Genomic DNA, 13,294 nt, shown 5'->3' on the forward strand with positions numbered 1-13,294 from the left:
CCGTCCTCCGGCGGGTGGTTCAGGGGTCGTCAGACGTGTGAGGGCGGGGAACGCGGTCGTGTTCACGGGGCACTGCTGGGGCGGTCGGGGGTGGATGGCGGGTGGCGCGGTCCCGGCATCCGGGGGTGTGTCGCAGGTCACATCGGCTCGCTGGTGGATCGGGAAATAACCGGGGACCGATTCCCCGTTTACGCCTGTGTCGAGCGAAACGGGGACTCGGTCCCCGGATCGCGGCAGTCGGGGAGCCGGCAGCCGGGGGGACCCGACGGTCGGGTCGCGGTGGCCGGGAACGAACCCGGAAGTCGCGGCGGCCGGTGTCGGCTGCGGTGGCCCAGGCACTCGGGGGAACCCGGAGGGCTGGAGGCGACCGCGGGGGCTCCTCGCCGGCGTGTCCGACGGTGCACCACCCCGGCGGACAGAGCACGACCCCGACCCCGACCTCGACGACGACCGCACGACGAGCTACGACGAGCTACGACCAGCTACGACAAGACACGACAAGACACGACCGACATCAGGAGGACGCCGTGCAGACGACCGTCACCCCCGTGCCGCGCAAGGTGACCCGGCCGCGTGCCGACGCCCTGCGCAACCGGGAGCGGATCGTCACCGCCGCCCGGGAGATGTTCGTCGAACACGGCCCCGACGTGCCGTTCGACGAGATCGCCCGCCGGGCCGGCGTAGGCAACGCCACGGTGTACCGCAACTTCCCGGACCGCGACGCCCTCGCCCGTGAGGTCGTCTGCTCCGTCATGGACCGGACGGCGGAGGCGGCCGAGCAGGCGCTCGCGGAGACCGGTGACGCCTTCGCGGCCCTGGAGCGCTTCGTGCACACCGCCGCCGACGAGCGGATCAGCGCGCTGTGCCCCATGGTCTCCAGCTCCTTCGACCGGCACCACCCCGACCTGGAAGCGGCCCGGGAAAGGACCGAGCGTCTCGTCGCGGAGGTCATGGACCGCGCCAAGGCGGCCGGGCAGCTCCGGACCGACGTGGGTGTCGGTGACCTGATGCTGGCGGTGGCTCAGCTCAGCCGGCCTCCGGCGGGCACCTGTTGTCCCGGCGTCGACCGCTTCGCCCACCGTCATCTGCAGCTGCTGCTCGACGGGCTGCGGGCTCCGGCCCGCTCCGCCCTGCCGGGCACGGCCGCGACCATGGAGGATCTGCGCCAGGCCTGAGCCGACGATCCCCGCAGGCTTCACCCGTCAGAACCGAGTCCCGCAGGCTTCACCCGTCAGAACCGAGTCCCGCAGGCTTCACCCGTCAGAACACCGGACCACACCCCGGGCGGCCGCCGACGCAGCCGAGCCGCCCCGTTCGCCGACCGTCGCGTCCCGTACGTGGCCCGTTCGGCGGCCGCGGCGCCCCACCGCCGACCGCCGTCGCTCGACCACCCTGACCTCCTTCTCCTTCTTCCGCTCCTTCCTTTCTCTCTTCACCTCTCTTCACCACGCTCTTCTTTCCGTCACGAAGTCCCGAAGTGGGTATCCCCATGTCTGAAACAGCCTCGAAGGCTCCGGCCCAGGCTCTCGGTGCCGCCCCGGACGCCAACCGCTGGAAGGCGCTCGTCTTCATCGCGCTCGCCCAGCTGATGGTCGTCCTGGACGGCACCATCGTGAACATCGCGCTGCCCTCGGCCCAGCAGGACCTGGGCATCTCCGACGGCAACCGCCAGTGGGTCGTCACGGCCTACGCCCTCGCCTTCGGCGGTCTGCTGCTGTTCGGCGGCCGCATCGCCGACCTGTGGGGCCGCAAGCGCGCCTTCGTCACCGGCCTGGCCGGTTTCGCCGCGGCCTCGGCGCTCGGCGGGGCGGCCACGAACGGCGCGATGATGTTCGGCGCCCGCGCCCTGCAGGGCGTCTTCGGTGCCGTCCTGGCGCCGGCCGCGCTGTCCCTGCTGGCCGTGATGTTCAGCGACGCCAAGGAGCGCGCCAAGGCGTTCGGCATCTACGGCGCGATCGCGGGCGGTGGCGGTGCCGTCGGCCTGATCCTCGGCGGTGTCCTCACGGAGTACCTGGACTGGCGCTGGACGTTCTTCGTGAACGCCCCCTTCGCCGTCGTCGCCGCGGCCGGCGCCTACTTCGTCGTCCGTGAGCCGGAGGGCGGCCGCAATCGCTCGCCGCTCGACATCCCGGGCGTGGTGCTGTCCACCCTGGGCCTGGTCGCCCTGGTGTACGGCTTCACGCGCGCCGAGTCCGACGGCTGGGGCGACTCGACGACGATCGGCATGTTCGTCGGGTCCGCCGTCCTGCTGCTCGCCTTCGTCGTCGTCGAGTCGAAGGTCAAGTCCCCGCTGCTCCCGCTGCGCGTGGTGACCGAGCGCAACCGCGGCGGCGTCTACCTCTCCCTGGGCCTGGCGATCATCGCCATGTTCGGCCTGTTCCTCTTCCTGACCTACTACCTGCAGGTCGTGAAGGGCTACTCGCCGGTGACCACGGGCTTCGCCTTCCTGCCCATGGTCGCGGGCATGATCACCGGCTCCACCCAGATCGGCGCCCGCCTGATGACCCGGGTCGCGCCCCGGCTGCTGATGGGCCCCGGCTTCCTGGTCGCGTCCCTCGGCATGCTGCTGCTGACCCAGATGGAGATCGGCTCCTCCTACGCCACGCTGCTGCTGCCGGCGATGCTGCTGCTCGGCCTCGGCATGGGGACCGCGTTCATGCCCGCCATGTCCCTGGCCACCCTCGGGGTCCAGCCGCGTGACGCCGGTGTCGCCTCCGCGATGGTCAACACCTCGCAGCAGGTGGGCGGCGCGATCGGCACGGCCCTGCTGAACACGATCGCCGCCTCCGCGACGACGGCGTACATCAGGGACCACATCGGCGGCGCGGCCTCCAGGCCGCAGCAGCAGCTGGTCCAGCTGCAGGGCATGGTGAACGGCTACACCAGCGCCATCTGGTTCGCCGTCGGCATCCTGGTCGTGGCCGCCGCCATCGCGCTGACCCTGGTCAACGCCGGGCGCCCGGGCGGCGCCACCGTGGCAGGCTCCCGCGCCGGGACCGGTGAGGGCGTCGAGGACGAGGTGCCGGTGCCGGTCGTCGCCCACTGACCCGCACGGCCCACCCCTTCGGGCCACCGCGTACGTCCACGGCCTCCCCGGGTTGGCGGGGCGCCCGTGGACGTACGTCTTTTACGGACCCGTTCTCGTTCCGCGGTGTCTCACGGACCCGTTCAGGTTCCCGGCCCGAGCTCGCCGGCGGGGCGCCCGGCGGGCCGCCGGCTCAGCGGAGCCAGGGCAGGTCCGCGCCCGCCTCGTTCGGCTGGAGTCCCTCGGCGACGATCTGCATGATCTCGCCGAGGGACTTCTGCTGTTCGGGGCTGAGCCGCTCGAACAGTGCCTGCCGCACGGCGGCCACGTGCCCCGGCGCGGTGCGCCGCAGCACCTCCCGGCCCTCCTCGGTCAGCACCGCGAACTGGCCCCGCTTGTCCGAGGGACAGTCCTCGCGGCGGACCCAGCCGTTCCGCTCCAGGCGCGCGACGGCGTGGGAGAGACGCGAGCGGGTGATCTTGGCGTTCATGGCCAGCTCGGTCATCCGCAGCCGGCGGTCCGGCGCCTCGGCGAGCTGCACGAGGAGGCCGTAGTAGATGTGCGGCATGCCCGCGTCACGCTGCAGCTGACGGTCGAGGTGGTCCTCGAGAAGGGTGGTGGCGTGCAGGTACGAGCGCCAGATCCGCTGCTCGTCCGCGGTGAGCCAGCGGTGGTCCTCGGCGGGTCCGGAGTCGGTCGCGGATGCGGGTGCCGTGTTCATGTAGTCCACTGTACGAGCCAATCCTTGAACCTTAAACAAGTGGGGCGTAGGGTGGGCGGTGAGCACTTTAGAGTTCAAGTAACAGGTCACGCAGTCAGGACTTCGCGCACGCGCTCGCCTTCCTCGTCTCGTCGTGCCGTCCGCGTCCGACGTGCCGCCGGCGCCCGGTGAGCTGCTTGTGCAGACACGCTCGCCGGGTCCGAGCCGCCCGGCCCGCCAGGCCAGGCCCACCGGGCCAGGACCGGAGGCGCTCGCCGTGCCCGGCGGGGCTGGCGCACACGGCGGAGGCAGGCGCTGTCCGCGTCGTCCGCCGCCGTCCGGAAGGAGCCGCCGTCATGTCCGCCGCCACCGAGGAGCGCACGCCCGTCGAAGGACGTATGCCCGCCCTCTATCTCAGTCATGGTGCCCCGCCGCTCGCGGACGACCCGGTCTGGCCCGGTCAGCTCGCCGCGTGGTCCGCGGGCCTGCCCCGCCCCCGGGCGATCCTCGTCGTCTCCGCCCACTGGGAGGAGGCCCCGCTCGCCCTCGGCGCCACGCAGACGGTCCCGCTCGTGTACGACTTCTGGGGCTTCCCGGAGCACTACTACCAGGTGCGGTACGAGGCCCCCGGCGCCCCCGGGCTCGCCGACAGCGTCCGCAAGTTGCTGCGGGCGCCCGGCATGCCGGTCCAGGACGTCCCCGACCGCGGCCTCGACCACGGCGCCTACGTCCCGCTCGTCGAGATGTTCCCCGCCGCCGACGTGCCCGTCCTGCAGGTCTCCCTGCCGACCCTCGACCCGGGCAGGCTCATGGACATCGGCCGCCGGCTCGCCCCGCTGCGGGACGAGGGCGTGCTGATCGTCGGCTCGGGCTTCTTCACGCACAACCTGGCGGCCCTGCGGCACGTCGGGCAGGGGGTGCCGAGCTGGTCCTCCGAGTTCGACGACTGGGGCCGGCGGGCTCTGGAGGCCCGGAACTGGGACGCCCTGCTGGACTTCCTGAACAAGGCCCCGGCCGGACGCTACGCCCATCCGCGCACCGAGCACTTCGCCCCGCTGTTCGTGACCATGGGCGCGGCCGAGGCGGGCGGCGAGCTCGACACGCAGAGGTCCGTGATCGACGGCTTCTGGATGGGAATGGCCAAGCGGTCCGTGCAGTTCGGATGAGGGTCCGGCCGTGCGGTGGCGCGGCGGCGTGGGGCGCGGACGTGGAAGGCCGGCGAACCCCCTGAGAGTCCGGGCGTGAGGCAACCTCCTGCCGACGCGGCCCGTCCTTGAGGGGGAGAGTGGCCCGCGCGGCCCTCTCCCCGGCGCCGAAGGTGACGCCAATGGTGTGACGCGCATCGCACGGGCGGCGCACCGGCGGTGCGGGCGGGCGCCGCGCGAAACTTTCGCCCCCTGTCTGACCTGGGCCTCCGTGGGTACTCCACCGGCGGAGGACCGAAGTGCGGGGCAGGATACTGCATGATCAGAAAAATGGAGGGGCGGGTTGGGAATGTTGTCCGGATTCCAGTCGTTGTTTCCATCGGATGCCGGGCACCCGAGAAGAGTTCCCGCAGGAGTTCTTCAAACAGTGCAGAGCGTTCCAAGGACCACCCGCTGACCCACCATCGCAAGGGAGCACGCATGGCAACCCGTGCCGTCGCCCGTCGTAAGTCCGCCGTCGGCGAGACGGCCGACGCGGCAAGCAGTGTTCGCGCCCATGGCGGCGAGATCGCCGATCGCGACCTGGTCGGCATGTACCTCGACGAGATCGCGCGCACACCGCTGCTCGATGCCGCCAAGGAGGTCGAGCTGTCCCAGGTCATCGAGGCGGGTGTCTTCGCACGGCAGATCCTCGACGGCTACGCGGAGCCCGCGACGGACGCCTCCCGCGAGGAGCTGGAGGCGCTGGTCGCGGAGGGGGAGCGCGCCAAGGACGTGTTCATCCGCTCCAACCTCCGCCTGGTCGTCGCCGTCGCCCGCCGCTACCCGCGCAGTGGCCTGCCCCTGCTGGACCTGATCCAGGAGGGCAACGCCGGCCTGGTGCGCGCGGTGGAGAAGTTCGACTACCGCAAGGGCTTCAAGTTCTCGACGTACGCGACGTGGTGGATCCGCCAGGCGATCACGCGGTCGATAGCGGACCAGTCCCGGACGATTCGCCTCCCCGTCCACCTGGTGGAGGAGCTGGGCCGCATCCGCCGGGTGCAGCGCGAGTTCAACCGTGAGCACGGCCGCGAGCCGGAGCCCGCGGAGATCGCCGCCGAGCTCGGCTCGTCGCCCGAGCGGGTCAGCGACGTGCTCGACTGGGCGCGCGACCCGGTGTCGCTGAACATGGCGGTGGACGACGAGGGTGAGACCCAGTTCGGCGACCTCCTGGAGGACACCTCCGCGGTGTCGCCCGAGCAGTCGGTGCTCACGCTGCTGCGCAGCGAGGAGCTGGACGACCTCATCGGCCGCCTGGACCAGCGCACGGCGTCCATCATCAAGATGCGGTACGGCATCGAGGACGGCCGCGAGCGCACGCTGACCGAGGTCGGCAAGGAGCACGGCCTGACGCGCGAGCGCATCCGCCAGATCGAGAAGCACGCGCTGCTGGAGCTGAAGAAGCTGGCCCGCGACACCGGCTTCGACGCGGCGGCGTGACGACGGCGACGGCTCCGTCCGTGGTTACGTCGACAGGCGCTGGATCGCCCGGACGAACCGCGACCGCGGTGAGCGCGCCGGCTGTCCGGAGCGGTGAACGACGCGGATCACCGAATCGGTGACCGGCCCGGCGCGCCCGTTGCCGGATCGGTGAGGCGGCGCGCCCGTCGCCGGACCGGCGAGCTGCGCGGGTCGTCCGGGGCGCTGAGCGGCGTACGGCTCCCCGAACCGCGCACGCCGGGTGGCCGAAGTGCGCGCGAACAATGGCGCTGACGCATCGCTTCAACCGACAGGGCCCCGGGAAAAACCGTTCCGGGCCCGGGAGTCCGGGGCCGGAAGCATCCCTTCCGGACCCTCCATACCTCGTCCCGACGCACTCCCCCCGGCGTCGGGACCTTCCCAGCCGGGCTTCGGCGCCTCCCCCCGGGCGTCCGGAGCCCGGCTCACGTCTGCTCCGGGGCGGTACATGGCTGAACGACGGGGCACCCCGAACCTGAACCCCGGGGTGGCCCGCCAGATGGCAGATTCTGCCACAGCGGCATAGCCTGCCGATGTGAGCAGTCCCACCCCCCGACCGCATTCCCTCACCGAGCGCCGCAAGGCGGCGACCCGCATGGAGATCGCCCGCGCGGCGGCCCGGCTGTTCGTCACCCGTGGCCTGCGGGCGACGCGGGCTGAGGACATCGCCCAGGCCGCCGGCATCGCCCCGCGCACCTTCTACCGGTACTTCGCCACCAAGGAAGAGGCCGTCTCCCCGCTCTACGCCGCCGGTGCCGAGCGCTGGCAGCAGGCGGTGCGCGAGGCACCCGCCGGGCTGTCCGTGCCGCAGGCCCTGGAACACGCGGTGCGCCACACCCTGACGCCGGGCGCCGGAGTGTCGGCAGCGTCCTGGGAGTGGGTCCGCACGCTGATCCGCCTGGCGGACGCGCATCCGGCGGTGCGGAAGGTGTGGGCCGAGGTCTGGCTGGCGTCGGAGCGGACACTGGCGGACGTCCTGGTGGAGCGGGCCGACAACGTTGCCGAGGAGGGTGTCGTCGGGGAGAGCGCCGGAAGCGGGGCGAGGGTGGCCGGGGAGGGCGCCGGAAGCGGGGAGAGTGTCGTCGGGGAGGGCGCCGGAAGCGGGGAGAGTGTCGTCGGGGAGGGCGCCGGAAGCGGGGAGAGGGATTCCGGGGGAGACGGCGCGTCGGTGGACTTCCGTTTCGCCGCGGCCGTGGCGAGTGCGGCGGTACGGGTGGCGGTCGGCGAGTGGGCCGCGACGGACGCGCCGCCGGACGGGCCGGAGGGGCCGGTGAGCCTGGCGCTGCGGAATCTGGCGGCCCTGAGGGACTTCCCCTGGGAGCCGCGCTGACGTCGGCCTCAGCCGCCCCGCGGCGCCCGCGCCGCCGCACTGGTCATGTCGTCGTGACGGCGTGGGCAGGGCCTGATCTCCGAGGGCGCGATCCTGGGTCGCCGCGGCCGACCCGCTGCGCGTCACCCCGGCGGCCATGGCGGGCGGCGCTTTGCCGGGCCGTCGCGCAGGGCCGCACCCTTGGGTCCTCGCTCCTTTGCGGTGCTGTGAGTGGTTCACGGCACCTGCGAGATGCGTCACGGTCCGGGGCTGTCGTCCCGGGCCGTGGTGTGTACTGGAGAGCATGCCTGAGCACGTCTCGATCCTGATGTGGATGGGCGTGGCCGTCCCAGCCGCGCTGACCGCCGCCTGCGTGATCCAACTGGTCCGCATCCGCCGCCGCAGCCGCCACGAGACGGCTCAGTGGCGGGCGGCCTCCGCGCTCGCCACGGTGCCGGCCCAGCCCCGGACGCCGTCCGGTCTCCAGCCCGCGTCCGGCCCGCGGCGGGAGTCCGTCGCGCTGACCCCGGCGGAGGAGGACGCGTTCGCGGGGCTGGTGCGCCGACTGAACGACGGCTCCTAGCCAGTTCCTGTCGGCCCGAGCAGACGCGCCAGCGGGGCCGGGCTGATCCGCACGACGGTCCGGATCCTCAGGTGACCTGCGCGGCCCGCCGCTCCATCGCGTCCCGCGCCGCCTTCTCGGTCGCGTACACCTCGCACATGTGCCGCCCGTCCGGGGTCGCCGTGTGCTCCACCTCCCACAGGGAGACCTCCCGGCCGTCCCGCAGCAGGAAGGCGTGCTCGTAGAGCGAGAAGCACAGCGCGGCGCGCCCGGCCCGGCAGGGACGGCCGAAGGCCTGGGTGATCTGGTGCGCGGACGCCGTCGTCAGCAGGGCGGCGATGTCCGCGCCGGGACGGTCCGGGTTCTCCGCCCGCCGCAGCAGCCGGCGCGCGTGGTCGGCCGAGTCGTCGGAGACGTACCTGTGCCGCGTCTCGGGGACCGGGGACAGCTGCACCAGCACCGGCAGCTCGAAGTCGGGCGCGTCCGCCGGCAGCGGCAGCCGGGCCGTGGCGGCGCGCACCTCCTCCTCGTCGAGGTACACCTCGTGCTGCGTCTCGCCGCCGGGCGTGGTGTTGTGCACCAGCTCCCACAGCGTCAGCGCCGAGCCGTCGCTGAGCAGCCACGTGTGGCGGTAGGTCTCGCGGTGCAGCCCCGAGCTGTGGTGCGCGGAGTGCAGCGAGCCGTCGTACACCAGTGCGCAGTCGAGCCGCCGTATCGTCTCGTCGGGCAGCTCGAAGGAGTTCAGGGCGCGGCCGAGGAGCCGCGCGAGGTGCTCCTCCGGAGACTCGGGCGACTCGCGTGGTTCGTACGCTGCCGTCTCGTACGGAACGCTCAAGGCATCTCCCGGCGTTGCTGCATGTCACCTTGTGGGTGCATACCGTAGCCCCTCGGTCGGACATCATGTCCGGGAACCGAGAAAACGTCCTTGGGAAAACGGCCGGGCCGCGCGAGATGTTCCCGCGCGGCCCGTCGATCCGTCAAAAACCACTGCTCACCGAGGGTTGGACGCTCAGACGGCGCTTCCGGCGACCCACTCGTCCCAGGACATGTTCCAGCCGTTGAGGCCGTTGTCCGGCGCCACCGTCCGGTCGGGGGAGTTCCTGACCACCACGACGTCCCCGACGAGCGAGTGGTCGTAGAACCACTTGGCGCTGGTGTCGCCCTGCGCGCCCCGTACGTCGGCGAGGCCCACGCAGCCGTGGCTGGTGCCCGCGCGTCCGAAGGGCGGGTTGCCGCGGTCGTACCAGTAGTTGCCGTGGACGAACGTGCCCGAGGCCGTCAGGCGCATCGCGTGCGGCACGTCCGCGATGTCGTACTCGCCGCCGAAGCCGACCGTCGAGCCGTTCATCCGCGTCTGCACGAACTTCTCGGAGATCACCATCCGGCCGTTGTACGTGCTGTTCCGCGCGCTGCCTGCCGAGATCGGCACCGTCCGCAGCGTCCGCCCGTCCCGCACGACCGTCATCGTCTGCGTGCCGGCGTCGACCGTGGAGACCTGCGAGCGGCCGACCGTGAAGGTGACCGTCTTCCGCTGCACGCCGCGGACGCCGTTCGCGCCCTGGACCCCGTCCAGGTCGATCCTCGTCGTGACCTTGGAGCCGGCCTTCCAGTACTCCTCGGGCCGGAAATCGAGACGCCGCGCGCCGAACCAGTGGCCGACCACCTTCTGCCCGCTGCTGGAGGTGACCGTGATGTGCGACTGCACCGCCTTCCTGTCGCTGATCGCCTTGTCGAAAGTGAACGAGACCGGCATGCCGACGCCTACCGTCGCGCCGTTGTCCGGCGTGTAGGTCCCGATGAAGCTGTCGGCCGGGGTGACGGTGGTGAAGACGGAACGGGCGGAGACCGGGCGTCCGTTCGCGTCCTTCGCGGTGGCCGACAGCGTGTACCTCGTCCCCCGCTCCAACTGCCGGGACGGCTTCCAGCTGGTGCCGTCCGCCGACACCGAGCCCGGCACGGCCTGTCCGGACTCGGCCGCCGTCATCGTCACCCCGGTCAGCCTGCCCCGGCTGACTCTCACCCCGGTCGCGTTGATCGACGCGCCGGTGGATCCGTTGCCGGCCGAGATGGTGATCTTCGCCGCGGACGTCCTGGTGGAGGACGTGCCGCCGCCCCTGCTGTCGTCGGCCTTGGCGTCGCCGCCGCATCCGGTGAGGGTGAGGGCGCCGACCATCAGGGCGGCACAGGCCCCCAGGACGCGCCGCGCGGTCGTGTCCGGCGTGATCACGGGCTGCTCCAGGTTCGTGTGGGTGCGTGGTTCGCTGCGATGCGTGGAGAGAGAGGGAGCGGCCGCCGGGGCAGGTTCCCCCGGGCACGACACAGCGACAGCACGTGACACAACCGGGACAATCGCCGACCGCGCGAGACACAACGGGCCCCCGCGAGGCGGCCGTTGCAGCCCGCCGCCCGGTCGCGGCCGGCCTGTCGTGAAGCCGGACCCCCGCGCTACGGCGTCCCGTACAGCTCCTCGTACGCCGGCCACACCCCGCCCGGCCCGTCCACCGACTCGGCGGCCCGCACGGCGCGCACGATCGCCCGGGTCACCAGGTCCGCGCCCGCGGCCAGGACGTCGTTGAGGGCGAGCGGATCGTCCGTGCGGAGCGGACGGGCCCCGGTGGCCAGGGCGAAGACCGTGTCGCCGTCGTTGAGCAGGTGCACCGGCCGCACGGCGCGTGCGATGCCGTCGTGCGCCGTCCCGGCCACCTTCTGTGCCTGCGCCTTCGACAGGTCCGCGTCGGTGGCGACCACCGCGAGCGTGGTGTTCATCGGAGGCCGCTCGTGCGTGGCGGCGGCCTCGGCGAGCCGCCGCCGGGCCGCCTCGTGGACGCGCCGGTCCGGGCGGTCGAGGCGGCCCTGGAGCAACTCCCCGTAGAGCACGCCCGTCTCCGGGTCCATCGCCGACCCCGCGGCGTTGGCCACGACCAGCGCCGCCACCGTGATCCCCGAGTCGAGCACCGTGCTCGCGGTGCCCACCCCGCCCTTGAGCGCTCCCACGGTCGCCCCCGTGCCGGCGCCCACACAGCCTTCCGGCACCCGGGCTCCCGGTGCGCTCGCCGCGGCGGCCTCCACCGCGGCGCGCCCGGTGGCCGCGTCCGGCCGGGCCCGGAAGTCACCGCCCCGCCCCAGGTCGAACACGCACGCGGCGGGCACCACCGGCACGACGTGCGCCGGATCCGGGCCGACCCGTACGCCGCGGCCCCGCTCCTCCAGCCAGGCCATCACCCCGGACGCCGCGTCGAGCCCGTACGCGCTGCCGCCGGTCAGGACGACGGCCTCGACCGTGCGCACCAGGTTCCGCGGGTCGAGCGCGTCGGTCTCCTTGGTGCCGGGCCCGCCGCCGCGCACGTCGACGGCGGCCACGGCGCCGCCCTCCGGCGCGAGCACCACGGTGGTGCCCGTCAGCCGGCCGTCGCCGGTGCGCGTCGCGTGCCCCACCCGCAGGCCGGGGACGTCCGTCAGAGCGTCCACTGTCATGGCGTTCAGTCTCCCCGGGCCCGGCGGGCTTCACGTGCCGCTACGCCAGGCGCGGCCGGCGATCCCACCGCCGCCGGGCCCACCGGTCACCCGTGCCGGGGCCGTAGTCTGGACGGTATGAGTACCGCCCCCGCACCGCGCGACCCGAAGAACGTGATCGACTTCGACGATCCGTTGGACCGGCAGTCCTCGGACGACACCGACCGCGGGTGGGGCGAGTCGGCGGACGGCGACAGCGCCGGCGATCTCAGGCGCTTCCTCGAAGAGAAGCCGCCCCACCACCTCTGAGCGGCGTGGCCGGGCCGGCGGGCGGCGCACACGGCGGGCGCTCGCCGGGGCCCACCGGTCCTCCCGCTCGCCGGGTCCTCCCGGCCCGCACCGCTCGGCCGGCATCCGCCCGCTCTCAGCGTGCGCCCGGGCCCGCACTCCGCGCCTGCTCGCCCGGGCCCGCGCTGTGTGCCTGCTCGCCGGGGCCGGCGGTCCGCTGTGCGACCAGGGCGTCGCGGATCTCCTTGAGCACCTCCAGCTCGGTCACCTGGACGACCTCGTGCGTGCCCTCGCGCGCCTTCCTCCGGGCCTCCTGCCGCGCCAGGAAGCGGGCCATGGGCAGCACCATCAGGAAGTAGACCACCGCCGCGGTGATCACGAACTGCAGTGTGGCACCGAGGACGGATCCCCACAGTATGCGGATGCCCTCGTCGCCCTTGCACGCGTGGCTCAGGCACGAGCTGTAGTGGTCGAGGTTCTTGGTGCCGATCGCTCCGACGACCGGATTGATCACACCCTTCACCACCGAGTTGACGATGTTGCTGAAGGCCGCGCCGACGACCACCGCGACCGCCAGATCGACGACGTTCCCGCGCATCAGGAAGGCCCTGAAGCCCTCCCAGACGCTCGGTTCCTTCTTCTCGCTCACCTCGGGGTCCTCCTCGGGCGCACACATCGCGGAACAAGCAGCTCCGCAACCTACGGCTCATCCCAGCGTCACCGCCAGCCGGGCCGTCGCGCCGGCCCCGGCCAGGCGGGCCGCGGTGGAGCGCGGCACCGACAGCACGACCAGTGCTCCGCTTCCCTCCGGGCCGTCCACGGGCTCCGGGACCTTCGTCACCCGCGCTCCGTGCGCGACCACGCGGGCGTCGCCGCCCGCCGCCGGGTCCTCCGCGGCGATGACGTCGACCCGGTCGCCGGGCCGCAGCAGCCGGACGGTCGCCGCGTCGGCGATCCGTACCGGTGCGGCCACCACCGCCGGCCGGGGACGCTCCCGCTCCCTCGCGCGGTCGGCCGCCGGCGGATGTCCCCGGGCGTGCGTCCCGCTGGGGGAGCGGGCCTCGCCCCGTGGCCCCGCCGCCACGAGCGCGGCCGCCGTGACGGCGAGCCCCGCGGCCACCGCCCGCCTCCGGTGCCCTGCGAGCCGGCGCAGCGCGTACCGCCCGCCGCGCACCCGCACCGGAGCGAAGTGGGGCACCTCGCAGGTCGGGGGCGCGTCGGTGCCGGGGGGACTCGGCGGCGAGACGGGAGACGCAGGCGAGGCGGAGGACGGAGACGAGGCGGGAGGCGGGGGTGAGACGGGGGGCGGCCAGGA

Annotated in this window: 13 protein-coding genes; 7 read left to right on the forward strand and 6 right to left on the reverse strand. The window is 73.1% G+C overall.

Annotated features, from left to right (window positions below):
• The first annotated feature begins 527 nt into the window (after positions 1-527).
• Both ABZ920_RS23395 and ABZ920_RS23400 read left to right on the forward strand, forming a co-directional pair.
• Positions 528-1,175 (forward strand): helix-turn-helix domain-containing protein, encoded by a 648-nt coding sequence (locus tag ABZ920_RS23395; RefSeq protein ID WP_361508224.1) that lies wholly within the window; start codon positions 528-530, stop codon positions 1,173-1,175.
• A 314-nt stretch (positions 1,176-1,489) separates the two neighbouring features.
• The gene (locus ABZ920_RS23400) at positions 1,490-3,046 is read left to right on the forward strand and encodes an MFS transporter (protein WP_361508227.1); all 1,557 of its coding nucleotides are present in this window, start codon (positions 1,490-1,492) and stop codon (positions 3,044-3,046) included.
• A 172-nt stretch (positions 3,047-3,218) separates the two neighbouring features.
• Here the strand turns inward: ABZ920_RS23400 and ABZ920_RS23405 are convergent, their stop codons facing one another.
• On the reverse strand, positions 3,219-3,746 hold the full coding sequence (locus ABZ920_RS23405; RefSeq protein ID WP_361508230.1) for a MarR family transcriptional regulator: 528 nt from the start codon (positions 3,744-3,746) through the stop codon (positions 3,219-3,221).
• A 377-nt stretch (positions 3,747-4,123) separates the two neighbouring features.
• Between ABZ920_RS23405 and ABZ920_RS23410 the strand changes: the two genes are divergently transcribed.
• The 4 genes from ABZ920_RS23410 (at position 4,124) to ABZ920_RS23425 (ending at position 8,259) form a co-directional block, all read left to right on the forward strand.
• Entirely contained in the window at positions 4,124-4,891 is a 768-nt protein-coding gene (locus tag ABZ920_RS23410; RefSeq protein ID WP_361508296.1) for a class III extradiol ring-cleavage dioxygenase, read from the forward strand.
• 459 nt (positions 4,892-5,350) lie between these two features.
• A complete protein-coding gene (locus ABZ920_RS23415) occupies positions 5,351-6,349 on the forward strand; it encodes a sigma-70 family RNA polymerase sigma factor (RefSeq protein ID WP_361508233.1) in 999 nt (332 codons plus the stop codon).
• 613 nt (positions 6,350-6,962) lie between these two features.
• Positions 6,963-7,697 carry a TetR family transcriptional regulator gene (locus tag ABZ920_RS23420; protein WP_361508299.1) on the forward strand — a complete coding sequence of 245 codons (735 nt, stop codon included), beginning with the start codon at positions 6,963-6,965 and terminating at the stop codon, positions 7,695-7,697.
• 283 nt (positions 7,698-7,980) lie between these two features.
• Positions 7,981-8,259, forward strand: a complete 279-nt coding sequence (locus ABZ920_RS23425) for a hypothetical protein (RefSeq protein ID WP_361508235.1) — start codon at positions 7,981-7,983, stop codon at positions 8,257-8,259.
• Between the two features lie 67 nt (positions 8,260-8,326).
• On the opposite strand, the gene ABZ920_RS23430 is transcribed toward ABZ920_RS23425, so the two are convergent.
• The 3 genes from ABZ920_RS23430 to ABZ920_RS23440 all read right to left on the reverse strand — a co-directional run bounded on the left by ABZ920_RS23430 (position 8,327) and on the right by ABZ920_RS23440 (position 11,712).
• Positions 8,327-9,073, reverse strand: a complete 747-nt coding sequence (locus ABZ920_RS23430; protein ID WP_361508238.1) for a DUF6227 family protein — start codon at positions 9,071-9,073, stop codon at positions 8,327-8,329.
• A gap of 174 nt (positions 9,074-9,247) precedes the next feature.
• The gene (locus tag ABZ920_RS23435) at positions 9,248-10,465 is read right to left on the reverse strand and encodes an Ig-like domain-containing protein (RefSeq protein ID WP_361508241.1); all 1,218 of its coding nucleotides are present in this window, start codon (positions 10,463-10,465) and stop codon (positions 9,248-9,250) included.
• Positions 10,466-10,683: 218 nt separating this feature from the next.
• On the reverse strand, positions 10,684-11,712 hold the full coding sequence (locus ABZ920_RS23440; RefSeq protein WP_361508244.1) for a P1 family peptidase: 1,029 nt from the start codon (positions 11,710-11,712) through the stop codon (positions 10,684-10,686).
• 117 nt (positions 11,713-11,829) lie between these two features.
• Between ABZ920_RS23440 and ABZ920_RS23445 the strand changes: the two genes are divergently transcribed.
• The gene (locus tag ABZ920_RS23445) at positions 11,830-12,000 is read left to right on the forward strand and encodes a hypothetical protein (RefSeq protein WP_361508247.1); all 171 of its coding nucleotides are present in this window, start codon (positions 11,830-11,832) and stop codon (positions 11,998-12,000) included.
• A 115-nt stretch (positions 12,001-12,115) separates the two neighbouring features.
• On the opposite strand, the gene mscL is transcribed toward ABZ920_RS23445, so the two are convergent.
• On the reverse strand, positions 12,116-12,628 hold the full coding sequence (mscL, locus tag ABZ920_RS23450; protein ID WP_361508250.1) for a large conductance mechanosensitive channel protein MscL: 513 nt from the start codon (positions 12,626-12,628) through the stop codon (positions 12,116-12,118).
• A gap of 57 nt (positions 12,629-12,685) precedes the next feature.
• Positions 12,686-13,177, reverse strand: coding sequence for a hypothetical protein (locus tag ABZ920_RS23455; RefSeq protein ID WP_361508253.1), 492 nt, complete (start codon positions 13,175-13,177; stop codon positions 12,686-12,688).
• Positions 13,178-13,294: the final 117 nt, after the last annotated feature.

It is taken from the genome of Streptomyces sp. NPDC046831 (assembly GCF_040645305.1).
Taxonomy (GTDB): Bacteria; Actinomycetota; Actinomycetes; order Streptomycetales; family Streptomycetaceae; genus Streptomyces.